Below are 25,769 nucleotides of genomic sequence, written 5' to 3'. Positions count from 1 at the left end.
CGACCGGCGTGCTCAGCCGATGATCCAGGCGTTGAAGCGTTCCGTCGCGGCCTGGCGATTCTGCTGCCACCATTTCGGGTCGGGCAGGCGCATATTCTTGAGATTGTCCTTGGCCGTGGGCAGCAAGGCCGCGCGCTCCGGCTTGATGTACTCGTAGGCCTTGAGGTTGGTCGGCCCGTAGGCCAGGTCGTCGGTGAAGGCGGCCTGCCGCTTCGCGTCGCCACAGAAACGCACGAAAGCCTTCGCTTCCTCCGCGCGCGGCGTGCCCTTGGGAACGCCCCAGCCTTCGATGGAGTACAGACCCTGGTTCCAGACGATGCGCGCCGGCGCCTTGCCGTCGATGGCCGCCTGGGCCCGGCCGTTCCATAGCGAGAGCATTTCGACCTCGCCGGACTGGATCAGCTGCGTGGATTGGGCGCCGCCCGTCCACCACACCGAAATGTACTTGCGGATCTTGTCCAGGCTGCGGAAGGCGCGGTCCACATCCAGGGGGTATAGCTTGTCGATGTCCACGCCGTCGGCCAGCAGCGCCTGTTCCAGCGTATCGATGGGATTGCGCCGCAGCGAGCGCGGGCCCGGAAAGCGCTTCACGTCCCAGAAGTCGGCCCAGCTTTCCGGATGCTCCTTGGGCAGCTTGTCCGTGCGGTAGGCCAGCACCGTCGAATAGACGTCCACGCCCAGCCAGTTGGCCGTCAGCGCCTCCGGCATCAGGCCGGGGAAATCCGCGGCCTTCAGGCCCAGGGGTTCCAGCAGGCCGCGTTCTTCGAGTATGGGGATATCGGCCGATAGCGTCAGCGTGGTCACATCCCAGATGTAGTTGCGCGTCTCGACCATGGCGGTGAACTGCGCGACGGGTTGCGACTCGCGCGCGACGCTCACCACCTTGATGCCGGTTTCCTTCTCGAAGGGATCGTAGAAGGCCTTGCGGTAGGCGACGGTATAGGGGCCGCCGGGATCGGACACCACGATCTGCCTGGCCGCGGCCAGGCTGGGCAGGGGCAGGGCAAGGCTGGCGATGCCGCCGCCGATGGCCTTGACGAGGCTGCGGCGCTTGATCTGAATGCCATTCATCATGGTGACACTCCTGGGGTGCTCGGCTGTGGACGGGGCTGACCCGACGCGTCAGTGTTTCGCGGCGCGCTTGCGGAAGAACGCGTCCATCATGCGCGCCGGTTCGCCGGATGCATAGGATTGCGCCTGTATCCGGATGCCGGCCTCGATGGCGTCGCGAAATCCCGGCTCGGTCATTTCGCGGAAGCGCTGCTTGTCCAGCCGTAGCGCGACCGGCGGCTTGGCGGCGAGCTCGCGGGCGATTTCCATGGCCTTGGGCATGACCTGATCCTGCGGGACCACATGGTGCAGCAGCCCCACCTGGCGGCATTCCTCCGCGTCCATCAGGCGTCCGGTCAGCGTCAGTTCAATGGTGCGCGACAGACCCAGCATTTCGCGCATGATCCACGGGCCCGTGACGCTGGCGATACCCGAATTGATTTCGGGTTGCCCCATGCGTACGCCGGGGTGCCCCACGCGGATGTCGCCCAGCAGGGTCACCTGGAAGGCCGAACCGGCCGCCGTGCCGTTCAGCGCCATGATCAGCGGCTTGGACAGGCCGCGCAGCGCGTCGTAATAGGTCTCCCATTCGCGCATCCATTCCTCGGAGCGGGCGACGTCGAAGTGCTTGGCTTCTTCCAGGTCCTGGCCCGCGCAAAACGCGCGGTCTCCAGCCCCCGTCATGATGATCGCCGCCACGTCCGGGTCCGCATCGAAGGCACGCAGCGCGGCGATGATCTCGTCGCGCATTTCCGTGTTCCAGGCGTTCAGCTTTTCGGGGCGGTTGAGCGTGATAACGGCAACCTTGTCCTGGATGCCGGTCAGGATGAACTGGGCCATGAGAGGATCACCTTATTGATATGCAATAACCTATATTGGGGATCAATATGCGCCCATAGTAGCCAGCACGTGGGCCGCGAACATCGGGACTTACCCGGTCCAGACCCAGGGTGTTGGTAGCAGCGACCTGATACGCGCATGCCGCCAGCGCTTTGACCGGCGTGCGCCCACCTCATCGACGCCGCGTACAAACCAACCCTTGTTCGCACACTCGCGTGATACATAAATAGTACGTATGGTGTAGGATATATTATGATCTGGCGGTCCAAGGTCCGATAATCCTCCCTTATCGCACCTTATCCGGCACGCTAGGTTTCGCCAATCAGGCAGACATACAGGCTCCCACTCATGGCTATCACTGAACAGGACGTCCACACCGCCGCGGATGCGCTACTGCGGGAGGGCGAACGTCCGACCATCGAGCGCGTCCGCTTGAAGTTGGGCCGCGGGTCTCCCAACACCATCACGGGGTTTCTGAACACGTGGTTCGCGGGCCTGGGCGAAAGACTGGCGGGCGCGCGAGACGACACGCTGCCGCAACCCGTGGCAAGGGCGGCGCAGGAGCTATGGCGTGCGGCGCTAGAACACGCGCGGCAGCAGGCCCAGGCGAGCCAGGCGGAGCAGGCCGGCCAACTGGCGGCGGAGCGCGAAAGGCTGGCCGCGATCGAAGAGGAGCTCGCGTCAGGCCAGGTGCGGCTGCAAGCGCGTGAAGCCGACCTGGAGCTCGGCCTGCAGGCGCTGCGGGAGCAACTGGTCGCGGCGCAGGACACGGCCTATTCGGCGGCCGCCCGATTGCAAGCCGAGCAGCAGCAACTGGCATCGGCGCGCGAAGCGCTCACGCAGGCTCGCGGCGACGCCGAGGCCTTGCGCGCCCAGGTCGTCGACTTGCAAGCGCGCCACGCCGACGCGCTGGCCGAAACGCAGGCGCGGCATGCGGCCCAGGAGCGCCGCTGGCTGAACGAACTGGATGCCGAGCGGCAGGCCACCAAGCGCCTGACCGCCGAAGTGGACCGCGCGCGGCAAGGGGCCGAACGCGACCGGCAAGCCGCGGAACGGGAAAGGGAAGGGGCGGAACGCGAAAGGCAGGCCGCGGAACGGGAACGGCAATCGGCCGAACAGGAGCGCGGCGAAACGCAAACCCGGATCGCCGGCCTGCAGAACGAGCTGCGCCAGGCGCTGCGCGGCGAAACCGTGCTACGCGCGGAGCTGTCGGCGGCCATGGCGCGGCTGGAAGCCGGGCAGGCGGCCGTGCACGCAAGCGAAGCGGCGGCCGCCAAGCGCGAAGCCGATCTCCTGCGTCAGCTCGACGCCCTGTCGGCGCAATTGACGGCGAAGGACAAGCAACTGGATAGCTGGGCCCGGTCGCTCGCGCCGCGCCGCGGCGCCCGCGGCAACGACAAGGCGCCGCCTGCCTGAACCGCGCCTGCATGCCGAGCCGTCAGCTTGCTGCCCGGACCGCGAGCGCCAGCTCGTCCAGGCAGCCCCGGAGGATCCGCGCCACCTCTCGGCAGGCCAGGGTCAGCGGCCTGACCTCCGACAAGGCGAGCGTAATGGTGCGCTGGATGGTCGGCTTGACGATCAGCGCGCCCTGGAGTTGGCCGGCCGCGCATTCGCGCATGACGGCGTGTTCCGCCAATACGGCGTACAGGCCGCTGCGTAGAACCATGTGCTTCTGGATCTGCAGCGAATCGCACTCCATGGCCACGTTCAGCGCCACGTCCATGCGCCGCGCCAGCTGATCCATCTGCCGGCGGAACGCGCTGGGCGCGCCGGCCAGGACCAGCGGCAGCCCCTGCAGCTGGGCGAACGGCACGGTGCGCTCGCGCGTCAGGCGATTGCCAGGCGCGGACACCAGCAGGTGCCGGACGCTGAACAGGGTGCTTTCGCGGCGGCGGTGCTCGCGGCCGCCGCGGGGCAGGATGCCGATATCGACCTCACCGCTATCCAGCCATTCGCTGACGGCGGCGCCCACGCCGTCACGGATGCGCAGGCGGATGTGAGGATGCAGGCGGCTGATCTGCTCGTAGGCGCGGGACAAATAGTCGTGGTCGATCGAGGACAGCACGCCGACGCGCACGATGCCCGCGGGTTGGTCCACCGCCAGCGCCATGTCGCGGCCCAGGGCATCGCCTTCCTCCAGCCAGGCCAGTACGCGCGGGTACAGCTGCCGCCCGGCCTCGGTCAGTTCCACGCCACGCCCCGTGCGATGAAACAGCCGGCCGCCGCATTGCCTTTCGATGACGGACAACTGGCGGCTGATCGCGGACTGGGCGCCGCCGCGCAGCGCGGCCACCTTGGTCAGGCTGCCCTGGTCGGCGATCTGGATGAACAGACGCCATTGTTCAAGGGTGAGGGTAGGCATGGGCCGTGGCGGCGGACATAATAGAAAAATTATATCTGCTGTTCCGGATATACCCCTGCCCGTGCGGCCCAGGCAGGTCTAGACTGCTCCCCATTCCGTAGTCCCGACAGGCAGGAGGCGCATGTCCAGACCCAATGTGCTGTTTGTGATGGTCGATCAGTGGCCCGGCGCCTTGCTGGGTAGCGCGGGTCATCCGGTGATCCAGACCCCGACGCTGGATCACCTGGCCCGGCTGGGCACCCGCTATCCGCGCGCGTATTCCGAATGTCCCATTTGCATCCCGGCGCGCCGCACCGTGATGACGGGGACTTCGCCGCGCGGTCACGGTGACCGCAACTTCGCGCCGGCCCTGGAGATGCCCGCGCTTCCGACGCTGGCGCAGTCCTTCCGGGATGGCGGCTACCAGGCCTACGCGGTAGGGAAGATGCATGTCTATCCCCAACGCGACCGCATCGGCTTTGACGACATCCTGTTGGCCGAAGAGGGGCGCCCGCAGCTGGGGGCCGTGGACGACTACGACATGTTCCTGGCCGAACAGGGGGTGGCCGGCGAGCAATACCTGCACGGCATGAACAACAACGACTACCTGCACCGCCCCTGGCATTTGGCCGAGCGCCTGCACGTCACCAACTGGACCACGCGTGAAGCCGCCAGGATGATCAAGCGGCGGGATCCTCGGCGCCCCGCGTTCTGGCATGTGTCCTACACGCATCCGCACCCCCCGCTGGTGCCCCTGGCCGCGTACCTGCACCTGTACGAGCGCGAGCGCATCGACCTGCCCGCGCAGGCTGCCTGGGCGCAGGAGCGGTTGCCGCCGGCCCTGCAAACCATCCGGGATTACTGGCCGATCCGGGCCGTGGCGCCCGAGCTGCAAGCCATACGCCGTGCGTTTTATGCGCTATGCACGCAGATCGACCATCAACTGCGTGTGCTGGTCGGCACGCTGCGCGAAGAAGGACTGCTGGACGACACCATCATTCTGGTCAGTGGCGACCATGGCGATATGCTGGGCGACTTCGGGCTGTGGGCCAAGCGCCTGTTCTACGAGGGATCGGCCCAAGTGCCGATGATCCTGGTCGGCGCCGCCGGCGATGGGCGCGTGCCCGCCGATCACGTCGACGAGCGGCTGGTCGGCCTGCAGGACATCATGCCGACCTTGCTGTCGCTGGCCGGCTTGCCCATTCCGGACACGGTCGAAGGCCTGCCGATGGTCGGCGAGCGGCGGCGCGATTTTCTCTACGGCGAATGCAAGGAGAACGCGCTTGCCACGCGCATGGCGCACGATGGCCGGTACAAGCTGATCTGGTATCCCACCGGTAATGTGGTGCAGCTCTTCGATCTGCAGGAAGACCCTCGTGAGTGCCAGGACCTGGCGGGCGCCGCGGCGTATGCGAACGTCCAGCGCCGGCTGGAGGACGTGCTGGTATCGCGGGCGTGGGGCGTCGACGAGGCGTGGATATCGGATGGCCGCCTCGTCGGTATCGCCGCCGGTGGCGTGGCGTCGCGCGCCGATCGCCAGTTCGGCGGCCAGCGAGGCCTGCATTACCCGCAACCGCCGCTGAGCGATCCCTCGCGACCGGTGGGATCGCCGGGCTGATTGCGCCGGTCGGAGGAGGTGGAAGAACCGGGATTCCGCATGCGGCCCGGCACGGGCAGTACCGAACGACAACAACGATGAAGAGGGAGACGGACATCATGATGCGTATCAAGGCCGCGCTGGCCGGCGCGCTGGCGCTCTTTTGCACCCTGTGCGGCATGCCCGGCCAGGCGGCGGGCTGGCCCGCGGAAAAGCCCATACGCCTGATCGTGCCCTATCCGGCAGGGGGCAACGCCGATGTCATCGGCCGCGTTTTCGCGCGCAAGCTGGGCGAGGCGCTAGGGCAGACCGTGATCGTGGACAACCGCCCCGGCGCGGGCGGGTCGATCGGCGCGGCCCTGGCCGCCAAGGCGGATCCCGATGGCTACACGCTGTTGCTGGGCGATATCGCCACGCACGCGATCAACCGGCTTTCCATGCCGAATCTGCCCTACGACGCCCAGCGCGACTTCATGCCCGTCTCGCGCCTGACCAGTGTTTCCCTGCTGCTGGTCGCCAATCGCAAGTACGGCTTCAAGACAGCGGAGGATTTCATCGCCTATGCCAAGGCCCATCCAGGCAAGATGGCCTATGCCACCGGCGGCAACGGCACGCCCAGCCAGCTGGCCATGGAAATGCTGCGCGGCGCGGCGGGCATCGAGCTGCTGCAGATTCCCTACAAGGGCAGCGCCCCCGCGCTGACGGACGTGGCGTCCGGGCAGGTGGACGTGATGATCGACGGCGCGGCCACGCCGCTGGTCAAGGGCGGCAAGCTGGATTTGCTGGGCGTCACGGGAGACCGTTCGCCCGCTTTTCCGGACACTCCGACGCTGGCGCAGTCCGGCGTGACGGGTTTCCGCTTCGAGTCCTGGCATGGGGTTTTCGTGCCCAGGGGGACGCCGCCGGCGATCGTCGACCGGCTCGCCCGCGAATTCGCGCGCGTGGCTCAGGATCCGGAGGTCAGCCAGCAGTTCCGGGAGCTGGGCATCACGATGGATACGCAGCATGGCCCCGCCTTCGCTACCTTCATCGATCAGCAGCGGCGCGCCATTGAAACCCTGGTACGCGAGCGCGGCCTGCGCTTGGCGCAATAGCGGCCACGACCGCGGCTGCGCTTCGCGCCTTGCCATGCCCCCGGCTGCGTACTCATGCGAGGCTTCCTTTGGCGTTGACAGGCACTGGGCCGCCATGGGCGCCGGCATCGCGCCAGATATCCAGGTGAAAGTGCTCATCCTCATGGTGGATGATCCTGGTCATACCCGTCAGCCCATCCACGCGCGTATGAAGCGCGGGCGTCGGCTGCGGCCGGCCGTCCAGGTCTTTCGTGTAGTCGCACATCACCCATTCGCCACGAGGCGCGAGCGCGGCGCGGCAGCGCTCAAGGAGGCGGCTCAGGTGCGGCTCGGCGAAGTAATAGGCCAGCTCCGACACCACGACCAGGTCGCAGGTTTCGCCCTCACGCAGCGGCCACTCGTCCGGCAATCGGGCGACGTACGCGTGCACATTGGTCAAGCCGTCCTGCTTCAGGGCCTGTTCGCATAGGCGAATCGCCGTTGGGGATTCGTCGACCGCAATCAGCGTGTCGCAGCGCGGCGCCAGCAGCCGGGTCGTTTCGCCGTTACCGCAACCCAGCTCCAGGACGCGGCCATAACGGGCGTGCGGCAGACAAGCGACCAGCAAGGCGCGCTTGCGCTGCTCGTACCACGATGTGCGCACTTGCCAGGGATCCGGCGACTGCTGGTAAAGCGATTCGAAATCCTTCATGTTGGTCTCCTTGATGACCGCATCCACGTCGGCGTTTCTCGCGGCATCCCGCTTGCTGCGATACACCATCGCCGGCGCCGCCGGCGGTCTGAAACAACCCTTGAATAGGAGTGTGCAATGGCAGAGGAATTGAAAGACGTTTCGGTCGCGATCCTGGCGGTCGATGGCTTCGAACAGGCGGAATTGCTGGAGCCCTGCAAGGCGATCGCGGCCGCGGGCGGCCGCGCGGTGATCGTGTCCAACACGCTCGAGCCTATCCAGGGCTTCAGGCACACGGACAAGGGCGAGACGGTAAAGGTGGACTTGACGTTCACCGACGCGGACGCCGAGCCGGACAACTTTGACGCAGTCATGCTACCGGGCGGCGTGGTCAATGCCGACGAGATCCGGCGGCATCCCAAGGCCCAGGATTTCGTTCGCCGCATGGACGCGGCCGGCAAGCCCGTGGGCGTGATCTGCCACGGACCGTGGCTGCTGGTGTCGGCCGGTCTGACGCGTGGCCGTACCTTGACCAGCTGGCCTTCGCTGCAGGACGACCTGCGCAATGCGGGTGCGACGTGGGTGGACAAGGAAGTGGTGGTGGACCGCAACTGGGTCAGCAGCCGTAAGCCCGACGACCTGCCCGCCTTCAACCGCGAATTTCTATCGTTGGTGAGGAAGGGCGCGCACGCCCACCCAGCGTAGCGCGCCGGGCGGCCGCGGCGGTCTTCTCCGCGCGCGCCGCGTCGCCGGACAGGAAGTGCAGCAGGCGCCGTTCGTCGGCGTCCAGTCCGCGCGGCGCGGCCGGGGCCGCGCTGTGCGCGGGCAGCTCTCCGGCCAGGTAGGCATCGATGACGCGCGGATGGATATAGCATTTGCGGCAAACCGCGGGTGTATTGCCCAGGCGCTGGGCCACCGCCTTGACCACGTCCACCAGGTTGCGCTTGGCCTCGGTCTGCGTGGCCCAGGGACGCTTGCTCAGTTCCGCCAGCGCCAACACGGATCCCGCCCAGGTGCGGTAGTGCTTCGCGGTGAAATCGGCCTGGCCGGCCTGGCGCAGGTAGTCGTTCACGCAACCCGAGTCCACGACGCGCACCTTGCCGTCTTCTTCGCGGTAGGTGAACAGCTCGTGCCCGGTGATTTCCATGCAGCGTTTCACCACGGCGGCGATGCGGCGGTCGTTCACCGTGACGTCATGCTCGATGCCGCTCTTGCCCTTGAAACGGAAGCGGATGCGGCTGCCGGCGATCGTCGTGTGGCGGCGGCGCAGCGTGGTCAGGCCATAGGAGCCGTTCGCGCGGGCGTAGGCCGGCGAACCGATGCGGATGAACGTGGTTTCCAGCAGGCGAACCACCACCGCGACCACCTTGTCATGCGTCAGGCCCGGTCGGCCGAGGTCGCGCTCTACCTTGCGGCGGATGCGGGGCAGGGCCATCGCGAACGCCGGCAACTGCTCATACTTGTTGGCGTCGCGCACCGCATGCCAGGACGCGTGATAGCGGTATTGCTTGCGGCCCCGGGCATCGCGGCCCGTGGCCTGGATATGGCCCGACGGATCGGGGCATATCCACACGTCGGTGTAGGCAGGCGGAATGACCAGCGCGTTGATGCGCGCGATGACGTTGGGATCGCGGATGCGCTTGCCCCGCGCGTCGAAATACTCGTAGACGTCCCCGTTCAGCTGGCGCGTAATGCCAGGCCCGCGGTCGTCGACATAGATCAGGCCCGCGATCGCGCAGCATCCATCCTGCGCCACGGTGGCATCCACGGTGGTATCGGGAGCGGCGTTCCGGGACGGCGCGGTGCGGGATTCGGGCGGAGCAAGCAACATGGCGCGTTCCATCAGGGCGGCTTGCCCCCAAGCGGCAAGGCAGCCTGCCGGAGCAAGCCCCATGCCTGGCGTTCAGCCCAGCCGCAGCGAAGGTGCCTGCTTCAGGGCTCGGGCCTTGGCGACCGCCCGCAACGCATAGGCGATCGCGCCGGAAAACGCCTCGTCATACCAGGGGTTCGCGCCGCTGGTGGCGACGACGATGCCGTCCACGATCGCGCTGCCCCATACACCGGCGTCGCCGGCGCGCAAGAGATGCGGCGATACCGTCTCCAGCCCGTGCGTGTCGCGCCCCAGGCGCCAGGTGGTACGGGCCTTGGCGCGCGCGTAGGCGGCATAGTCGGCATCCCAGCTATCCCGGTCGCCCACGGCATGCTCAAGCAGGATGGCGTCCTCGAACGTCGCCTCCCACGGCCGCAGGGCGGGATTCATGATGACGATGTACAGGATGCCGCTTTCTCCGACGGTGGGATTGCGCAACGCGGCCTCGATGGAGGGCATCACCAGCGCAAGAGCTTGTTCGGCGTCGGCGGGAGCAAGGAAGAAGGGGGCGTGCTGGGGTGGGTTGGTGGCGTGCATGGTGTCCTCGGTGTCAGCGGCTCGCCGGTCGAGCAAGCCGCATGCCATGGGCAAGGGTCCGCCGGCGATACAGCGGGCCCGTGTCCGGAAGAAGGCCGCTGCTCGTCCCGAGGGACGCCATTGACCCATATCAAGACGCGAACCACGGGGCGCCGGTAGAGTGGGCTGACTTCTGGAGAACACCATGTATCGACACATCCTGGTCGCCGTCGACGGCAGCCTGACATCCGAACGCGCACTCGACCACGCGGTCTCGCTGGCGAAATCCCTGCATGCGCGGCTGCTGGGGGTCTATATCATCGAATACCCCAGCTCCGTCTATACGTCTGCCTTCATCGACGTGGCGCCTTTCCATGCCGCCATGGTGGAAGAAGGGCAGTCCGTATTGGACAAGGTGCGCACGAAGCTGCGCGACGCCGGGGTCGCAGGCGATGTCAAGCTGGTGGACGCAGGCGCGCTGAGCGGCACGATCGCGGAACAGATCGATGCCACGGCCCGCGAGACCCACGTTGACCTGGTTGTCATGGGCACCCATGGACGCCGCGGCTTCCAGCGCTTGATGATCGGAAGCGTCGCCGAAAGCTACGTACGGCTGTCAGAATGCCCGGTGATACTGGTGCCGCACAGGGAAGAGGAATAAAACGCGTGCAGCCGTTTTTCCGCTTCCAGTACCAGGAAGAACAGCACGCCGATCCCAAGCACGGCCGCGTTGTCGATGAATGACAGGGCACGCGTATGAAAAAGAGACTGCATGGCGGGCAGGTAAGTCATGGCCAATTGCAGCAGGAGGGTGGTGCCTACGCCCCATAGCACCGCCGGCGTGCCCCGCACACCGATCCATGTCAACGAGGCGGTCTCCAGGAAACGAACGCTGAACAGGTAAAAGACGTCCATGGCGACGATCGTATTGACGACGATGGTTTGAGCCCGCTCGGTTTCCAGGCCTCGCCATAACGCCCATTCGTACATGGAGAACGCTGCCGCCATGAAGAGCAGCGAGACGATCGCGACCCGCCACGCCACGCGCCCGGTAAGCAAGGGCGCGTGCGGCGGGCGTGGGGGGCGGCGCATGATGCCAGCTTCGGCCGGTTCGAATGCCAGCGTCAGCGCCAGGGTGGCGGAGGTCGCCGTGTTCACCCAGAGGATCTGCGTCGGCGTGATGGGCAGCGTGATGCCCAGCAGGATGGCCGCGGCGACGAAGAGCGCCTGGCCGCCATGGGTAGGCAAGGTCCAGGCGATTGCCTTCGCGACGTTGTCGTAGACGGTACGCCCTTCGCGCACCGCGGCGACAATGGAGGCGAAGTCGTCATTCAGCAGGACGATGGAGGCCGACTCCTTGGCAGCTTCCGTTCCCTTGCGACCCATGGCGACGCCTACGTCGGCACGCTTGAGCGCGGGCGCGTCGTTCACGCCATCGCCTGTCATCGCCACGATTTCCCCATGCGCCTGCAGCGCGGTCACCAGCCGCAGCTTGTGTTCTGGCGTGGTGCGCGCGAATACATCCGTTACCGATATGAGCTCGCGCAGCGCCTCGTCCGAAAGGCGGTCCAGGCGGGCGCCCGTGATGACGTTCTCGTGCCAGGCCAGATGCAGCCGCCGTGCCACCCAACGGGCGGTTTCAGGATGGTCGCCGGTAATCATCTTTACCGCGATGCCCGCATGGCGGCATTCCTGCACGGCGGTGATGGCGTCCGGCCGCGGTGGGTCCACCAGGCCGAGCAAGCCCAGGAGGGTCAGGCCGCTTTCCGCGCCGCCCACGGACAGCCTGGTGGCCATGCCCATGTCGCGCGTCGCCACCGCGATGACCCGGTGGCCCTGGGACGCCATGGCCTGCGTGAGGGTGTGCCAGTGCGCCGGATCCAGCGGTGCATCGCCTGCCTCGGTGCGCTGCGTCGAGCACATCGCGACGATGCGCTCCGGTGCACCCTTGACATAGAGCGCCGCCGTCCCGGCGCCGCTTCGATGCAACGTGGCCATGTAGCGGCTGCGCGAGTCGAAAGGAACTTCGTCGATACGCGGCATGCGGCCCGCCAGGGCGCCGGCGTCGCGGTGGATCTTGCCGGCCAGGACGATCAGTGCCCCCTCCATGGGGTCTCCCGACACCGTCCACTGGCCGTCCCGTTCCTGCGTCGACGCGTCCACGCACAGGGCGCAGGCCTGCGCGAGCGCGGACAGTACCGCACTGGATCCCGAGTCCATGGGTTCTCCCGCGAAAAGAACCTGTCCCGCCGGCGCGTACCCGCTGCCGGTAACCTCGTAGGTCGCGTCCGCTGTCCCGACGGCTTGCACCGTCATCTCGTTTCTCGTCATCGTTCCCGTCTTGTCGGAACAGATGGTGGTGACTGCCCCCAGCGCCTCGACCGCGGGCAGATGGCGGATGATGGCCTGGTGGACAGCCATATGCCGCACGCCGATGGCCAGGGTCACGGCAAGGACGGCGGGAAGTCCTTCGGGAATGGCCGCCACCGCGATGCCGATGCCGCGCAGCAGTGCCTCGTCCGCCGTTCTTCCACGCAGCATGACGTCGATTGCGATGATCGCCCCGTCCACCGCCAGCACCGCGGCGGTGACCGTCCGGGTGAAGCGGTCCATCTTGCGCAGCAAGGGCGTACGGGTGGGCTCCGTGCCCGCCACCATATCGCTGATGCGGCCGAGCTCGGTGCGCACGCCGCAGGCGACGACCATGGCGGTCGCCGATCCGCCCACGATCAGCGTGCCCGCATACGCCATGCAGGTGCGCTCGGCCAGCGGCGCGGTCTCCGGTACCCGCCCGACGCTTTTTTCCACGGGCGCGGATTCTCCCGTCAGGGGTGCTTCCTGGATCAACAGCCCATGTGCGCGCAACAGGCGGGCATCCGCCGGGACCTTGTCGCCGCCCTCAAGATGGATGATGTCTCCTTGCACCAGGTCCACCGCGGGCACGGTAAGGCGTTGGCCGTCCCGTTGTACCGATGCAGTGGGCGCCAGCATGTTGCGTATGGCGGCCAAGGCAGTCTCCGCCCGCTGTTCCTGCAAGAGGCCGGCGACGGCGTTCACCAATACAACGGCCAGGATGACAGATGTATCGACATAATCGCCCAGTGCCAGCGTGCCGCCCGCACAGGCCAGCAGCACGTAGATGAAGAAGCTGTTGATCTGGGCCAGGAAGCGCCGGACCACGCCGGGCCGCGGCGGCGCGCCGAGGCGATTGGCGCCATGCAGGCGAAGGCGTTCCGCGGCCTGGGTGCTGGTCAGTCCTTCCCGGGTTGCGCCGATCCGGTCCGCCACGTTGCGGCGCGGCAAGGCATGCCAGGGTGCCGCCGGTACGGCGACCGCTTGTGGGGAAACGACGTCGCGCATGGTTGTCCTTGTGTCGCGTATATCGGGCCGAGGCGATGGTGCGGCGTTCATGCTGGCCAGCGCGATGGTGAGGCGACTCTTGACGCACGTCAAGGACACCTTCGCCGCTAGCGGTAGAGTGGACACAAACCTTGGCGTCCCGCCGTGCGAAGGCGGGGCCGCGCCGGCGCACGGGGGAATCTCATGTACACGAAAATATTGGTTCCGGTGGACGGCAGCGAGACGAGCGACAAGGCGCTGGAGCACGCCGCGCGGCTGGCGTCCCTTTGCCGCGCCGAGATCCGTTTGCTGCATATCGTCGATCCGCTCGTGTATGCCAACGGCTTCGAGCGTCCGCGGGTGTATCTGGAACAGGTACTGCCGGCCATGGTGCGTGCCGGCCATCGCATCCTGGCGGCCGCGCGCAAGCGTCTTGAACACCAGGGCGTGCCGTGCGATTGCCACCTGGTGGAATGCGATGGTCACCGGGTATCCGAGCTCATCGTCGCCCATGCCCGCAGCTGGAAAGCCGATCTGATCGTCATGGGCACCCATGGCCGGCGCGGCGTCAATCGCGTGCTGATGGGGAGCGATGCCGAATCCGTGGCGCGGACCTCGCCCGCTCCCGTGCTGCTGGTCCGGCCTAACGATGCCGGTCCTGGCCGCGTCGGGCAGTCCGGTACCGGGGTCACCGCGCGCGGAGACGATGCGTTGTAAGCGCCCTGAGGCCCGCGCGCTGCCGGGCGGACGTCAAGGCACCAGCACGGCCGCGCCCGCCAGCCTGCCTTCGCGCAGGTCCGCAAGTGCCTCGTTGGCGTGCGAAAGCGGATAGGCCTTGGTATGCGTCTGGACCTGGGCGGCGGCGGCGACGCCCAGGAACTCCTCGCCATCGCGACGCGTCAGGTTGGCCACGGACACGATTTGCCGCTCTTCCCACAGCAGCCGGTAAGGAAAGCCCGGGATGTCGCTCATGTGTATGCCACCGCAAACCACCCGTCCGCCCTTGTGCACGGCCGCCAGTGCGGCCGGCACCAGCGCGCCCACGGGCGCGAAGATGATCGCCGCATCCAAGGCGACGGGCGGCCGCTGGTCGGCTCCGCCCGTCCAGACCGCCCCCAGCGTATGCGCAAGGGCCTGCGCCGCCTCATCGCCGGGTCGGGTGAAGGCATACACCGATCGTCCCTGCCAGCGGCAGACCTGGGCCAGGATATGCGCGGCGGCGCCAAATCCGTACAGGCCGATGCGCCGGGCATCGCCGGCAGCGCGCAGCGATCGCCATCCGATCAGGCCGGCGCACATCAAGGGTGCCGCCGCGACCGGATCGCTGAAGCCCGCCAGTGGAAACACGAAGCCGGCATCGGCCAGGACGTGCGTGGCGAATCCGCCGTCGCGCGTATAGCCCGTGAACAGCGGCGTATCGCACAGGTTCTCGCGGCCGCTGCCGCAGTATGGGCAATGGCCGCAGGTATGCGCCAGCCAGGACACCCCCACGCGCATGCCGGGAACCAGGCCCGGCCGCTCCGTGCCGAGCGCTTCGACGATACCCACGATCTCGTGTCCGGGAACGATGGGCAAGGCAGGGTCGGGCAGCTCGCCGTCCACGACGTGCAGGTCGGTGCGGCAGATGCCGCAGGCCTCGACGCGGATACGGACCTGGCCTGGGGCCGGGTGGGGCAGCGCCCGCGTTTCGAGCGTGAGAGCCTGGCCTGGCTTGTGCAAGACCATCGCATCCATGGCGCCTCCTTCGATGTGGCCATTGGATCCAAATGTAGCGGCCGTGGCAGCGGCCGCGTTGACGTGGATCAACACGCCATGTCGCCGGATGGAGGAAGGTCTACCTGCGTGGGTCGATCCGCGCGGATGGCATCGGCGATGTCGCCGCGCGCCGGCATGGACTGTTTGCGGGAAGACGAAGATGAGCATCAGGAATCTAAGGGCCTTGTTCCAGCCCGCGTCGGTGGCGATCGTCGGCGCCTCGGAGCGGCCCTGTGCCGTCGGCGCCCACGTGCTGTCCAATGTCCGGGCGGCGGGCTACGCGGGCAAGATCTATGCCGTCAATCCCAAGCACTGCGTCGTGCGCGGCATCCCGTGTTATCCCGATATCGCGAGCCTCCCGGCCGCTCCTGATCTCGCGGTCATCTGCACGCCGGCCGCGACAGTCCCCGGACTGATCGCCGAGCTGGGAGCCAAGGGCACGAAGGCCGCGGTGGTCTTGAGCGCCGGCCTGTCCGCGGCAACGGTCGCGGGAGGCGCCTTGCGGGCGGCGATGCTGGCCGCGGCGCGGCCGCACTTGCTGCGCATACTCGGTCCCAATTGCCTGGGAGTCCTGATCCCGGGGCTGGGCCTGAACGCCAGTTTCGCGCCCGCCATGGCGTTGCGCGGGCGGCTGGCCTTCGTCTCGCAGTCCGGTGCGTTGGCCACCGCGGTGCTGGACTGGTCGAACAGCCGCAATATCGGTTTTTCGCATTTCATCACGCTGGGCGATAGCGCGGACGTCGATCTTGGCGATGTGCTGGACTACCTGTCCGATTGCGGGGACGCCCGTGCCATCCTGCTGTATGTCGAGTCGGTGACCGCGGCCCGCAAATTCATGTCGGCGGCGCGGCGCGCGGCGCGCAACAAGCCCGTCGTCGTGGTCAAGGCGGGCCGGGCGGCCGAAGGCGCGCGCGCCGCGGCCACGCATACCGGCGCGCTGGCCGGTTCGGACATTGTCTACGACGCCGCGATACGCCGCGCCGGCATGCTGCGCGTGGACACCACGGACGAGCTGTTCGGTGCCGTCGAAACGCTGGCGCGCGCGCGCCCCTTGCGCGGCGACCGCCTGGCCATCATGACCAACGGTGGAGGCGCCGGCGTCATGGCGACCGATGCGCTGGTGCGCGGCGGCGGTACGCTGGCGCCGCTGGACCCCGCCACCCTGGACGCGTTGAATGCCGTGCTCCCCGCGACCTGGTCGCACGCCAATCCCGTGGATATCGTGGGCGACGCACCGGTAAGCCGTTACGTGGAGGCGATGGATATCCTGCTGCGCGATCGCGGCAGCGATGCCGTGCTGTTCCTGCATGCGCCCACCGCCATCGTGCCCAGCGAGGACATCGCGGCGGCCCTGCAGTCCGCTATCGTGGCCGCGCCACGCAATGTGTTCGCGTCCTGGCTGGGCGGCGACGCCGTATCCCATGCGCGCAAACGCTTCCGCCGGGCCGGCATTCCCACCTACGACACGCCCGAACAAGCCGTGGACGCGTTCCTGTACGTCGTGGAGTACCAGCGCAACCAGGCGCTGCTGCTGGAGACGCCCTCGTCGGACGGCGGTGAAACGACAGGCAATCCCGAGCAGGTCCGCGCCATCGTCGCGGGCGTGCTCGCTGCCGGCCGGACCATGCTGGCGGACAGCGAGGCCAAGGCGGTCCTGGCCGCCTACGGGATACCCGTGCTGGAGACCCGCATCGCGGCCGACGCCGAACAGGCGGTTGCCTGCGCGGCGGCGCTGGGCTATCCCGTGGCGGTGAAGATCCTGTCTTCGGCGATATCGCACAAATCCGACGCCGGCGGCGTGGCGCTGGACCTCGAAACCGCGGACCAGGTCCGGGGCGCTGTCCGGGCCATCGTGCGGCGGACCGGCCAGTTGCGGCCCGACGCGTCGATCGAAGGCTTCATCGTCCAGAAGATGCTGCGCCGGCCGCATGCGCACGAGCTGATCGTCGGCGCCTCGGTGGACGCGGTATTCGGCCCCATCGTCCTGTTTGGCCACGGCGGCACGGCGGTGGAGGTCGTGGCGGACCGCGCGGTGGGACTGGTCCCGCTGAACGAGCCGCTGGCCCGCGACATGGTGGCGCGTACGCGCGTGGCGGCGCTGCTGGCCGGGTATCGGGACCAGCCCGCCATCGACCACGTGGCCCTCTACCGGGTGCTGATGCAGGTGTCGCGGCTGATGTGCGATATCCCGGAGATCGTCAGCCTGGACATCAATCCGCTATTGGCCGACGCCGGCGGCGTGGTCGCCGTCGACGCGCGCGTCGGCGTCGCCCGGCATGCCGGCCTGGCCACCGACCGCCTGTCCATCCTGCCGTATCCGGCGGCACTGGAAGAGCGCATGCCCTGGGGCGATTCCACCATCCTGATCAGGCCGGCCCGTCCGGACGACGAGGCACGGTACGCCCGCTTTTTCACCGCGTTGACGCCGGACGACGTGAGGCGCCGTTTTTTTGGCATGATCGGCCAGCTGCAGCACCGTGAGCTGGCCCGCATGGTGCAACTGGATTACGACCGCGAGATGGCTTTCCTGGCGATCCGCAAGGACGCCGACGGGGCGGCCTGCGTGTTGGGCGAGGCCCGGGCGATCGCGGATCCCGACCTGGAGTCCGCCGAGTTTGCCCTGATGGTGCGATCCGACCTGAAGAACCGCGGTCTCGGTACGCTTTTGCTGACGCGCCTGATCCGCTATTGCGCCGGGCGCGGGATGGGATCGCTGTGGGGAACGGTCATGGGCGACAACGTCGCCATGCTGGAACTGGCGCGGCGCTGCGGCTTTGGCGCGCAATCGCAGGGCATGGGATCGGAAGTCCTGATCCGCCTGGCGCTGAACAGTGCCGACATCGGGCCCGTGCAGCCGCTGGCGGTAGATCCGGTGTACGTGCGCTGAGCCTGCGGCAAGCACGCGGCGGCGCGATGCTGCGTCACGCCGCGCACGGCCCGCGCTGTTCGAGGTGCCGTCTTCTACTTCACCACGGTCACCGGAACATGCGCCAGGCTCAGCGTTTTCCTGGTGACGGAGCCCAGCCACATTCCCGATGCGGCACCGAGCCCGCGCGTACCCATCACGATCTGGTCGCATTTGTGCTCGTCGGCCATCGATGCGATCGTCTCCGCCACATGCCCCACCTTGATATGGGAGTTATAGGGTATGCCCGCTCGCTCCAGAAACGGCCTGGCCTTCGCCAGCGCGGCTTCGCCTTCTTCGTCGTGGTAGCGCCGGACGGTCGCGGCGTCGATGAACAAGCGTACGTTGCCCGACAGGATAGGGATCTGGACGTTGAGCAGCTGTACCGTCAGGGGCGCATAGGCTTTGGCGTGGTCGATCACGTAGTTCAGGGCGCGGATCGCGTTGTCGGATCCGTCCATCGGGACGAGTATGCTGGTCATGGGTTTTCTCTTTATGGTCAATGTAGCGACGGCTGGTCGCGGCCCGCTTCCGGATCTTGCCGGCGTGCCCGGTCGCTGGTCTCGCGCAGCAGCCGCTCCGCGGTTTCCAGCGTCCGTATCGAATCTTCGATATCGAGCCCGGCGGCCAGGACGAATTGGATGAGTTGCGCGGCCATCCGCGTGACGTCATACGGTTCTGCTTTCATGATGTTCTCCCAAGTGCAGAAAGCAGTGTGTGATGTGCGTCGCCATGCGTTCTTGATCTGCGTCAAATGGCATCCCGTCCCGTAACGGCTGTTACGCGCCCTCGTCCTGGAGGGCCGATGTCACAGGCTCAGTGCTCGTACACATAGGTTCCGGGCGCATCGCACAAGGCGGTATCCGGCGGAAAGGCCGGCGGCGCGCCCTTGGCGCTGGAATGCCTGGCCAGCCATGCCTGCCAGTGCGGCCACCAGGATCCGTCGACCTTGTCGGCGTGTGCCTGCCATTCGCCCGGGGGCCGGTAGCGTTCCCCGCGATGCCGCAGCCGCCACCGGAAATAATGGTGCGGCCGGCCCGGTTCGCTGACGATTCCGACGTTGTGTCCCCCGGAGCACAGTACGAACGTCAGGTCCCGGTGGTTCAGAAGGTGAAGCTTGTAGACCGATTCCCAGGGCGAGATATGGTCGCGCTCCGTGGCGACGACATACATCGGCGACCGGATATCGGCCAAGGCGACCGGTTCTCCGTCCACGCACAGGCGGCCGGCCGCCAGATCATTGTCCAGATACAGCTCGTGCAGGGTCTGGCTGTGCATCTTGTAGGGAAGGCGCGTGGTGTCGGCATTCCACGTCATCAGATCGTTGATCTGCAGTTGTCGTCCCAGCAGGTAATCCCTGACCAGGCGCGACCAGATCAGGTCGCGCGAGTTCAATATCTGGAACACGCCGGCGAGCTGCTTGCCGTCCAGGTAGCCTTGCTGCCACATCAGGGCATCCAGGCAGGCGACCCCGCTGGGACTCAGGAACAGGCCGAGTTCTCCCGGCTCTTCGAAGTCCGTCTGCGCGGCCAGCAAGGTGACGCTGCGCAGCAGCGGACGGCGTTCGTGGCGGCGCGCCAGCGCCGCGGCGCCGATGGACAGCAGCGTGCCGCCCAGGCAGTAGCCCACCCCATGGACCGCGCAGCCGCCGCATTCCTGCGACGCATGCCGAAGCGCGGTGAACAAGCCGTCGTGCAGATACTCGGGCAGCCCCCAATCGCGCGCTTCGTCGCGCGGATTCTTCCAGGACACCGCGAAGACGGTATGGCCCTGATCCACCAGATATCGCACCAGAGAATTGTGCGGGGACAGGTCCAGGATGTAGTACTTCAGCAGCCACGACGGCACGATCACGACGGGTTCGCGCCAGGCTTGACGCGTGCGCGGCGCATACCGGATGAGCTCGAAAAGCGCATTGCGGTAAACCACGACACCGGGCGTGGCGGCGACGTCCTTGCCGACCCGGAAAACCTGGCGGTTTTCCGCCGATGTGCCGGGGGCGCAATTCGACAACAGGTCCCAGGCATCCGCGTGCAGGCGTCGGGCGCCTTGCAGCAGATTCAACCCATGGGTCTGCACGACCGTTTCCATCACCTCGGGGTTGGTGAACCAGAAGTTGCTGGGCGACAGTATGTCCAGCACTTGCCGGCCGATGAAATTCATTACTTTCGCGTGCTGTGTCGACACGCCGCGGACATCATGGGTCGCCGCGTCCCAGCCGCCCTCCATGCGTTGGAACGCCGTGCGCCATACGCTGTACGGCCAGTTCGTCCAATCCGGGTGGCGGAAACGCGGATCGGGTTTGTGGTGGCGGGCCTGGTATCGCGCGGCGGCTTGTTCCGGGGAAAGCTGCGCGCTCTGCAGGAGGGAGAGCTGCTTGCCCGGGGAAACGGCCAAGTGCATGGCCCAATCGAGCCAGTCGAGATAAATGCCGATCGGAGAGACCCCACCCGCATTGCGGGCGATCGCGGCCAGGCTGAGACGGTCCAGGCCATGCCAGGGTGGCTCGGGTGGCAGCGGGGCGCATTGCGGCGGCGGACCGGACGCCACGGGCTGCGCATTTTTTCCCGCCGCGGCGCTGCTCATCGCCGGTTCCTTCATCGCGTCGAAGTGCCTGGACATCGCGCCACCTTGTGAGACTGGGATCATGCAGGGATGCTAGGACAGTGGCGAAAGGATGTATTGATGTAACGCAAGCCGATGCGACCTTGACGCGCGTCAATACCGGAACCGCGCAAACGCCTAGTCTGGGAAGACTGCATTCATCATCGGCCGGGTGCGCCCCGTTCGGGCCCGGCGAACCAGGGAGGGCGCCGGGATGCCGCAAAGAATCGTTTTGATTACAGGTGGAATGGGTGGGCTGGGCGAGGCCATGGTGGCCCGGTTCCATCAGGCAAACCACCGCATCGTCGTCACGGCCTCGCCCGCGAATCGCGATATATCGGACTGGCTGGACAAGCACCGGCGCATGGGCATGGACATCGCCGCCTACCCCGCCGACGTCTCCGATTACGACAACTGCCTGGCCTGTGTGCAGCGCATCCAGGCGGAAGTCGGGACCGTGGACATCCTCGTCAATAACGCTGGCATCACGAAAGACGCGAGCGTGCGGAAGATGACGCACGCCGATTGGGACCGTGTCCTGCGTACCGACCTGGACTCGGTATTCAACATGACCAAGCCCGTCCTGGAAGGCATGCTGGCCAAGCGCTGGGGGCGGATCATCAACATCTCGTCCGTCAATGGGCAGCGTGGGCAGTTCGGGCAAGCGAATTATGCCGCCGCCAAGGCGGGCATCCATGGTTTCACCATGTCCCTGGCCCTGGAGATGGCCACCCACGGGGTCACCGTCAATACGATTTCCCCGGGCTACCTGGCGACCAGGATGGTGACCAGCATGCCGCCCAACGTCCTGGAGACCAAGGTGCTGCCTTTGATTCCCCTGAGGCGCCTGGGCCGGCCGGAGGAAGTCGCGGCCCTGGCGGTGTTTATCGCGTCCGACGACGCGGCCTATATCACCGGCGCCAATTTGGCCATCAACGGCGGCCTGCATATGCATTGAGTGACGGGCAAGATGCGTATCCATGCGTGCCCGGGCCCGAGTGCCCGGGCCGCTCATGGAAACCCAAAAAGGGCCACGGAAATGTGTGCGCTCGCTTAAAATCGCGGGATCGAACGCAAGTCCGAACGGCGCCGCGATGCGGATGCCGCCTCCGCCATCCATTCATTCCGGCCGCCGCGCGCCATCGCATGAAAGACCACATACTGGAAAGCCAGACGCTGGATTGGCTGATTCGATCCGCGAAGGAAGCGATCGTTATCTCGGACGCCCAGGGTCGCCTCGCGATGGGCAACGACGCCACCGCCCGCCTGTTTGGCCACGAGGCCGACGGCCTGGCAGGCCTGCACCTGTCGGACCTGTTGCCAGACTTGCGCGTGGACGGGCAGGGCGAGGGCCGTGCCCACGCCACCGACGCCGAATTCCTTGAAGTCTCCGGGCGGCGGGCGGACGGCACGGCGTTCCCCGTGGAGGTCTGTGTTTCCCCCCTGACCACGCACTGGGGCCTGCCCCTGTTCATGATCAGCATCCGCGACATCCGGCCCCGCAAGCAGGCGGAGCAGGCCGTGCGGGACAACGAGGCCCGGCTGCGGGCAGTCTTCGACACGGCCGTCGATGCCATCGTGACCATCGACGAACGAGGCAGCATCGAACGCTTCAACCCCGCGGCCGTGCGCATCTTCGGCTATACCGAAGCCGAAGTGCTGGGGCGGAATGTGTCCATGCTGATGCCCAGTCCTTACCAGGAGATGCATGACGGCTACCTGGATCACTACCTGCGCACTGGCGAGAAAAAGATCATCGGCATCGGTCGCGAGGTCGTAGGCATGCGCAAGGATGGCACGGTGTTTCCCATGGACCTGGCCGTCGCCGAAATGCGGGTGGGCGACCGTCGCATGTTCACCGGCATGGTGCGCGACATCACCGAACGCAAGCGCTCCGAAGCCGAGTACGCGCAGTTGCTGCGCGAGGTGACGAGCGCAAACGAGGAGCTGACCAATTTCGCCTATATCGTTTCGCACGACCTGAAGGCACCGCTGCGCGGCATCAGCTCCCTGGCGAGCTGGCTGATGGCCGACTACGCGGACAAGCTGGACGACGAGGGGCGCGAGCACCTGCGGCTGCTCGCCGGCCGGGTACATCGCATGAGCGGCCTGATAGACGGCATCCTGGAGTATTCGCGGATCGGACGCATCAAGGAGGCCCGCGTACCCGTGGACCTGGATCTGCTGGTGCGGGAGATCATCGACCTGCTGGCGCCCCCCGGGCACATCCAGGTAAGCATCGACGATCCGCTGCCTGTCGTGGTCGCCGAACGCACGCGCATGCAGCAGGTTTTCCAGAACCTGATTTCCAATGCGATCAAATACATGGACAAGCCCCAGGGCATCGTACGCATCGGATGCGAGCCGGCAGGGGAACGCTGGCGCTTTTCCGTGGCGGACAATGGCCCCGGCATAGAAGAGCGCCACCACGAACGCATTTTCCAGTTGTTCCAGACGCTGGCGCCGCGCGACCGTATCGAAAGCACGGGCGTCGGCCTGACCTTGGTCAAGAAGATCCTCGAAATGTACGGCTCCGACGTCACCCTGCAATCGGTGGTGGGTGCCGGAACCACGTTCTATTTCACGCTCCCCGCTTCGGATAACACACAGGCGCGGACTGAGCGGGGTATCAGCCCATGAAAACTTCGACAACGCCCATACTGCTGGTCGAGGACGATACCGTGGATGCCATGACGGTCAAGCGCGCCCTCAAGGAAATCAGCGTCGCGAATCCGCTGGTCCGCTGCGAGAACGGCGAAGAGGCCATCGCCTATCTGCGCGATCCCGCCAACGACGTGCCTTGCATCATCCTGCTGGATCTGAATATGCCGGTGATGAACGGCATCGAGTTCCTGCATGTGATCAAGAAGGATGAACAGTTGCGGCGCCTGCCGGTGATCGTCTTGACGACGTCGGAAGAACAGCAGGACAAGATAAACAGCTTCAACATGAGCGTGGCGGGCTATATCGCCAAACCGGTGGATTACCGCCAGTTTGTCGACGTCATGCGCTCCATCGACCTTTACTGGACGATCAGTGAACTCCCTTAGCGGGTCCCCGATCCGTATCCTGCTCGTCGAAGACGATGTGGTGGACCGCATGGCGTGCCGCCGCGCCCTGGCGGCGGACCCGGTCCACCGTTTCGACGTGGCCGAATCCGAGACAGCGGCGGAGGCCCTGGCTCGCTTGCGCTCGGAGGACTTCGATGCCGTGCTGCTGGATTACCGGCTGCCCGACAGGACCGGCCTGGAATTCCTGGCGGAACTCTCGGACGACGCCGGTGAAGTGCCGATCCCGGTGCTGGCGCTGACCGGCGAAGAAAGCGCCGCCGTCGCCGTCGAGATGATGCGCCATGGGGCGCGCGACTACCTCTACAAGGACCAGGACCGCCATTACCTGCAGGCCTTGCCCGCGGCCATCGAGCGCATGCTGCGAGGGCAGCGGATGCTGGAGGATAAGCGGCAGGCCGAGGCGATGTTCCGCACCCTGGTCGAGCAGACGCAAACGATCACCTATGTCCGCGAACTGGGTGAGGCGGGTGGTTTCCGTTACGTCAGTCCGCAGGTGCGCACGCTGGGCTACACGGCCGAGGAATGGCTGGCCGATCCTTCCTTGCGCCTGGCCACCATTCATCCGGCGGACCGTCGTCGCGCCGAGGCGGCGATTCATCGCCGCATGGTCGACGGCGGTCCCATGCGCCTGGAATACCGGCTGGTCGGCAAGGACGGCCGGGAACGCTGGTTCCGCGACGAGGCCGAAGTGGTGCGCGATCCGGCCGGCCGCAAGCTGTTCCTGCAGGGCATCCTGATCGATATCACGCAGGACAAGCTGGCCGAGGAAACCCTGCGCGAATCGCGCGAGGCCCTGCGCCGGCTGGCCGCGCACCAGGAAAGCATCAAGGAAAGCGAGCGCAAGCGTATCGCCCAGGAGATCCACGACGAATTGGGCGGCCTGCTCACGGGCATCAAGGCGTACGTGTCCGTGTCCGCCGAACGTGTCGCGAAGGCCGGCGGGACGCCCGATCCGCTGCTGGTGGAGGCCGCGCGGCTCACCGAGGACGCCATCCAGGCGGTCCGGCGCGTCATCAACGACCTGCGGCCCAGCGTGCTGGACCAGCTCGGCGTGTGGGATGCCATCGCGTGGTATGCCAGCCAGGTGGAGGCCCGTTTCGGGCTGGTATGTGACTGCATCATCGCGCCCACGGCCGCCGCCGCGCCGGTCGATGCGGATCGCAGCACCATGCTGTTTCGCATCGTTCAGGAGTCCTTGACCAATGTCGTGCGCCACGCCGAGGCGTCGCTGGTGTCGGTGCACGCCGCGGCGAAGGATGGCGTGGTCATGGTGGAAATCTGCGACGACGGCAAGGGCTTTGCCGCCGAGCAGCCGGCGAATCGGCATTCCTGGGGCATCCAGGGCATGCAGGAACGTACCCGCCATTTCGGTGGGCAATTGACCGTATCCAGCGTGGCCGGCAAGGGGACACGCGTGGCGCTCAGACTGCCTTTGGAAGATGTCGATGGCCAGTGAATTCATAGACGTCCTGCTGGTGGACGACCATACCGTCGTGCGCAATGGCGTGCGCCTGATGCTTAGTTCGGCCACCGACATCCGCGTCGTGGGCGAAGCGGAAAACGCGCTGCAAGCGCTGGAACAAGTAAAGGCGCGGCATTTCGATGTCGCCCTGATCGACATCGCGATGCCGGGCAAGAACGGCCTGGATCTGCTGCAATCGCTGCGCGCGGAAAAGCCCGGGCTGGCGGTCCTGGTGCTCAGCACCTACGCCGAGGACATCTACGCCGTGCGGGCATTGAAACTGGGCGCGGCGGGCTACCTGACCAAGGACAGCCCGACGTCGACCTTGATCGAGGCCGTGCGCAAGGCAGCCGCGGGCGGCAAATACGTCAGCCCCTCGTTGATGGAGCGCTTCGCCGTCATGATGGGCGGCGGCAGCGCGGGAAGCCACGAGGCGCTGTCGAATCGCGAGCTGGAAGTGCTGAAGATGATCGCCAAGGGCGAAAGCCTTGCGCGCATTGCCGAGGTGCTGCATCTCAGCCCGAAGACGGTCACCACCTACCGTGCGCGCATCCTGGAAAAGATGGGCCTGCGCAGCAACGCCGAACTGGCGCGCTATGCGGCGGAAAACGGCCTGTTGATGTAGGGCTTTCAACCGGTTTTCCGCTGTCCTTCAAGGCTTTCCTGCTTTCCATTC

At 66.6% G+C, this 25,769-nt stretch carries 23 protein-coding genes; 12 read left to right on the top strand and 11 right to left on the bottom strand.

What is annotated here, in order from left to right; genetic code table 11:
* Positions 1-12 precede the first annotated feature (12 nt).
* Together AKI39_RS13185 and AKI39_RS13180 are read right to left on the bottom strand one after the other, a co-directional pair.
* Positions 13-1,074, bottom strand: coding sequence for an ABC transporter substrate-binding protein (locus AKI39_RS13185; RefSeq protein WP_083228830.1), 1,062 nt, complete (start codon positions 1,072-1,074; stop codon positions 13-15).
* A gap of 48 nt (positions 1,075-1,122) precedes the next feature.
* Positions 1,123-1,890, bottom strand: coding sequence for an enoyl-CoA hydratase/isomerase family protein (locus AKI39_RS13180; protein WP_066636607.1), 768 nt, complete (start codon positions 1,888-1,890; stop codon positions 1,123-1,125).
* 348 nt (positions 1,891-2,238) lie between these two features.
* On the opposite strand from AKI39_RS13180, the gene AKI39_RS13175 reads away from it, so the two are divergent.
* Positions 2,239-3,306, top strand: coding sequence for a DNA-binding protein (locus tag AKI39_RS13175; protein ID WP_066636605.1), 1,068 nt, complete (start codon positions 2,239-2,241; stop codon positions 3,304-3,306).
* Positions 3,307-3,328: 22 nt separating this feature from the next.
* On the opposite strand, the gene AKI39_RS13170 is transcribed toward AKI39_RS13175, so the two are convergent.
* The gene (locus tag AKI39_RS13170) at positions 3,329-4,252 is read right to left on the bottom strand and encodes a LysR family transcriptional regulator (protein ID WP_066636603.1); all 924 of its coding nucleotides are present in this window, start codon (positions 4,250-4,252) and stop codon (positions 3,329-3,331) included.
* Between the two features lie 121 nt (positions 4,253-4,373).
* On the opposite strand from AKI39_RS13170, the gene AKI39_RS13165 reads away from it, so the two are divergent.
* Together AKI39_RS13165 and AKI39_RS13160 are read left to right on the top strand one after the other, a co-directional pair.
* A complete protein-coding gene (locus AKI39_RS13165) occupies positions 4,374-5,849 on the top strand; it encodes a sulfatase-like hydrolase/transferase (protein ID WP_066636596.1) in 1,476 nt (491 codons plus the stop codon).
* Between the two features lie 98 nt (positions 5,850-5,947).
* A complete protein-coding gene (locus AKI39_RS13160) occupies positions 5,948-6,922 on the top strand; it encodes a Bug family tripartite tricarboxylate transporter substrate binding protein (RefSeq protein WP_066642920.1) in 975 nt (324 codons plus the stop codon).
* A 52-nt stretch (positions 6,923-6,974) separates the two neighbouring features.
* On the opposite strand, the gene AKI39_RS13155 is transcribed toward AKI39_RS13160, so the two are convergent.
* Complete coding sequence (locus AKI39_RS13155; protein ID WP_158515176.1) at positions 6,975-7,619, bottom strand: class I SAM-dependent methyltransferase; 645 nt, start codon at positions 7,617-7,619, stop codon at positions 6,975-6,977.
* Between the two features lie 90 nt (positions 7,620-7,709).
* On the opposite strand from AKI39_RS13155, the gene AKI39_RS13150 reads away from it, so the two are divergent.
* Complete coding sequence (locus tag AKI39_RS13150; RefSeq protein ID WP_066636594.1) at positions 7,710-8,276, top strand: type 1 glutamine amidotransferase domain-containing protein; 567 nt, start codon at positions 7,710-7,712, stop codon at positions 8,274-8,276.
* On the opposite strand, the gene AKI39_RS13145 is transcribed toward AKI39_RS13150, so the two are convergent.
* On the bottom strand, positions 8,221-9,402 hold the full coding sequence (locus tag AKI39_RS13145; RefSeq protein WP_083229111.1) for a DNA topoisomerase IB: 1,182 nt from the start codon (positions 9,400-9,402) through the stop codon (positions 8,221-8,223). The two genes, AKI39_RS13150 and AKI39_RS13145, sit on opposite strands and share 56 nt — an antisense overlap.
* A 72-nt stretch (positions 9,403-9,474) precedes the next feature.
* Entirely contained in the window at positions 9,475-9,978 is a 504-nt protein-coding gene (locus tag AKI39_RS13140; RefSeq protein WP_066636583.1) for a hypothetical protein, read from the bottom strand.
* A 184-nt stretch (positions 9,979-10,162) separates the two neighbouring features.
* Here AKI39_RS13140 and AKI39_RS13135 point away from each other — a divergent pair, with 184 nt between their 5' ends.
* Positions 10,163-10,618, top strand: coding sequence for a universal stress protein (locus AKI39_RS13135; protein WP_066636582.1), 456 nt, complete (start codon positions 10,163-10,165; stop codon positions 10,616-10,618).
* Here the strand turns inward: AKI39_RS13135 and AKI39_RS13130 are convergent.
* Entirely contained in the window at positions 10,561-13,317 is a 2,757-nt protein-coding gene (locus tag AKI39_RS13130) for a cation-translocating P-type ATPase (RefSeq protein ID WP_083228828.1), read from the bottom strand. The two genes, AKI39_RS13135 and AKI39_RS13130, sit on opposite strands and share 58 nt — an antisense overlap.
* Before the next feature lie 183 nt (positions 13,318-13,500).
* On the opposite strand from AKI39_RS13130, the gene AKI39_RS13125 reads away from it, so the two are divergent.
* Positions 13,501-14,013 (top strand): universal stress protein, encoded by a 513-nt coding sequence (locus AKI39_RS13125; RefSeq protein ID WP_066636579.1) that lies wholly within the window; start codon positions 13,501-13,503, stop codon positions 14,011-14,013.
* Positions 14,014-14,046: 33 nt separating this feature from the next.
* Here the strand turns inward: AKI39_RS13125 and AKI39_RS13120 are convergent, their stop codons facing one another.
* Positions 14,047-15,030, bottom strand: coding sequence for a zinc-dependent alcohol dehydrogenase family protein (locus AKI39_RS13120; RefSeq protein ID WP_066642914.1), 984 nt, complete (start codon positions 15,028-15,030; stop codon positions 14,047-14,049).
* 181 nt (positions 15,031-15,211) lie between these two features.
* Here AKI39_RS13120 and AKI39_RS13115 point away from each other — a divergent pair, with 181 nt between their 5' ends.
* The gene (locus tag AKI39_RS13115) at positions 15,212-17,938 is read left to right on the top strand and encodes a bifunctional acetate--CoA ligase family protein/GNAT family N-acetyltransferase (RefSeq protein WP_066636577.1); all 2,727 of its coding nucleotides are present in this window, start codon (positions 15,212-15,214) and stop codon (positions 17,936-17,938) included.
* A gap of 74 nt (positions 17,939-18,012) precedes the next feature.
* Here the strand turns inward: AKI39_RS13115 and AKI39_RS13110 are convergent, their stop codons facing one another.
* The 3 genes from AKI39_RS13110 to AKI39_RS13100 all read right to left on the bottom strand — a co-directional run bounded on the left by AKI39_RS13110 (position 18,013) and on the right by AKI39_RS13100 (position 20,605).
* Positions 18,013-18,438 (bottom strand): universal stress protein, encoded by a 426-nt coding sequence (locus AKI39_RS13110; RefSeq protein ID WP_066636570.1) that lies wholly within the window; start codon positions 18,436-18,438, stop codon positions 18,013-18,015.
* A gap of 17 nt (positions 18,439-18,455) precedes the next feature.
* Entirely contained in the window at positions 18,456-18,644 is a 189-nt protein-coding gene (locus tag AKI39_RS13105; protein WP_066636569.1) for a hypothetical protein, read from the bottom strand.
* Between the two features lie 128 nt (positions 18,645-18,772).
* Positions 18,773-20,605 (bottom strand): PHA/PHB synthase family protein, encoded by a 1,833-nt coding sequence (locus AKI39_RS13100; RefSeq protein ID WP_235610638.1) that lies wholly within the window; start codon positions 20,603-20,605, stop codon positions 18,773-18,775.
* A 169-nt stretch (positions 20,606-20,774) separates the two neighbouring features.
* Between AKI39_RS13100 and phbB the strand changes: the two genes are divergently transcribed.
* From phbB to AKI39_RS13075, 5 genes are all read left to right on the top strand, one after another.
* On the top strand, positions 20,775-21,518 hold the full coding sequence (phbB, locus tag AKI39_RS13095) for an acetoacetyl-CoA reductase (protein WP_066636565.1): 744 nt from the start codon (positions 20,775-20,777) through the stop codon (positions 21,516-21,518).
* Positions 21,519-21,706: 188 nt separating this feature from the next.
* A complete protein-coding gene (locus tag AKI39_RS13090) occupies positions 21,707-23,200 on the top strand; it encodes a sensor histidine kinase (RefSeq protein WP_066636561.1) in 1,494 nt (497 codons plus the stop codon).
* Positions 23,197-23,610, top strand: coding sequence for a response regulator (locus AKI39_RS13085; RefSeq protein WP_066636559.1), 414 nt, complete (start codon positions 23,197-23,199; stop codon positions 23,608-23,610). The genes AKI39_RS13090 and AKI39_RS13085 overlap by 4 nt, the downstream gene beginning before the upstream one ends.
* Entirely contained in the window at positions 23,597-25,087 is a 1,491-nt protein-coding gene (locus AKI39_RS13080) for a hybrid sensor histidine kinase/response regulator (RefSeq protein ID WP_235610637.1), read from the top strand. Before AKI39_RS13085 ends, AKI39_RS13080 begins: the two co-directional genes overlap by 14 nt.
* Positions 25,077-25,718: a response regulator gene (locus AKI39_RS13075; RefSeq protein ID WP_066636558.1), complete on the top strand. Its 642-nt coding sequence runs from the start codon at positions 25,077-25,079 to the stop codon at positions 25,716-25,718. Before AKI39_RS13080 ends, AKI39_RS13075 begins: the two co-directional genes overlap by 11 nt.
* Positions 25,719-25,769: the final 51 nt, after the last annotated feature.

The sequence above is a fragment of the Bordetella sp. H567 genome (assembly GCF_001704295.1).
Lineage (GTDB): Bacteria > Pseudomonadota > Gammaproteobacteria > Burkholderiales > Burkholderiaceae_B > Bordetella_C.
Note: the sequence above shows the minus strand (reverse complement) of the source record. Positions and strands in the feature narration are given on the sequence as shown.

What these genes read in the sequence shown, in the direction of transcription:
- AKI39_RS13180 (WP_066636607.1), bottom strand. Translation starts at nt 1,890, where the DNA reads ATGGCCCAGTTCATCCTGACCGGCATCCAGGACAAGGTTGCCGTTATC.
- AKI39_RS13120 (WP_066642914.1), bottom strand. Translation starts at nt 15,030, where the DNA reads ATGGATGCGATGGTCTTGCACAAGCCAGGCCAGGCTCTCACGCTCGAA.
- AKI39_RS13125 (WP_066636579.1), top strand. Translation starts at nt 13,501, where the DNA reads ATGTACACGAAAATATTGGTTCCGGTGGACGGCAGCGAGACGAGCGAC.
- AKI39_RS13110 (WP_066636570.1), bottom strand. Translation starts at nt 18,438, where the DNA reads ATGACCAGCATACTCGTCCCGATGGACGGATCCGACAACGCGATCCGC.
- AKI39_RS13105 (WP_066636569.1), bottom strand. Translation starts at nt 18,644, where the DNA reads ATGAAAGCAGAACCGTATGACGTCACGCGGATGGCCGCGCAACTCATC.
- AKI39_RS13185 (WP_083228830.1), bottom strand. Translation starts at nt 1,074, where the DNA reads ATGATGAATGGCATTCAGATCAAGCGCCGCAGCCTCGTCAAGGCCATC.
- AKI39_RS13085 (WP_066636559.1), top strand. Translation starts at nt 23,197, where the DNA reads ATGAAAACTTCGACAACGCCCATACTGCTGGTCGAGGACGATACCGTG.
- AKI39_RS13150 (WP_066636594.1), top strand. Translation starts at nt 7,710, where the DNA reads ATGGCAGAGGAATTGAAAGACGTTTCGGTCGCGATCCTGGCGGTCGAT.
- AKI39_RS13130 (WP_083228828.1), bottom strand. Translation starts at nt 13,317, where the DNA reads ATGCGCGACGTCGTTTCCCCACAAGCGGTCGCCGTACCGGCGGCACCC.
- AKI39_RS13075 (WP_066636558.1), top strand. Translation starts at nt 25,077, where the DNA reads ATGGCCAGTGAATTCATAGACGTCCTGCTGGTGGACGACCATACCGTC.
- AKI39_RS13090 (WP_066636561.1), top strand. Translation starts at nt 21,707, where the DNA reads ATGAAAGACCACATACTGGAAAGCCAGACGCTGGATTGGCTGATTCGA.
- AKI39_RS13115 (WP_066636577.1), top strand. Translation starts at nt 15,212, where the DNA reads ATGAGCATCAGGAATCTAAGGGCCTTGTTCCAGCCCGCGTCGGTGGCG.
- AKI39_RS13165 (WP_066636596.1), top strand. Translation starts at nt 4,374, where the DNA reads ATGTCCAGACCCAATGTGCTGTTTGTGATGGTCGATCAGTGGCCCGGC.
- AKI39_RS13175 (WP_066636605.1), top strand. Translation starts at nt 2,239, where the DNA reads ATGGCTATCACTGAACAGGACGTCCACACCGCCGCGGATGCGCTACTG.
- AKI39_RS13170 (WP_066636603.1), bottom strand. Translation starts at nt 4,252, where the DNA reads ATGCCTACCCTCACCCTTGAACAATGGCGTCTGTTCATCCAGATCGCC.
- AKI39_RS13135 (WP_066636582.1), top strand. Translation starts at nt 10,163, where the DNA reads ATGTATCGACACATCCTGGTCGCCGTCGACGGCAGCCTGACATCCGAA.
- AKI39_RS13160 (WP_066642920.1), top strand. Translation starts at nt 5,948, where the DNA reads ATGATGCGTATCAAGGCCGCGCTGGCCGGCGCGCTGGCGCTCTTTTGC.
- AKI39_RS13140 (WP_066636583.1), bottom strand. Translation starts at nt 9,978, where the DNA reads ATGCACGCCACCAACCCACCCCAGCACGCCCCCTTCTTCCTTGCTCCC.
- AKI39_RS13100 (WP_235610638.1), bottom strand. Translation starts at nt 20,605, where the DNA reads ATGATCCCAGTCTCACAAGGTGGCGCGATGTCCAGGCACTTCGACGCG.
- AKI39_RS13145 (WP_083229111.1), bottom strand. Translation starts at nt 9,402, where the DNA reads ATGTTGCTTGCTCCGCCCGAATCCCGCACCGCGCCGTCCCGGAACGCC.
- phbB (WP_066636565.1), top strand. Translation starts at nt 20,775, where the DNA reads ATGCCGCAAAGAATCGTTTTGATTACAGGTGGAATGGGTGGGCTGGGC.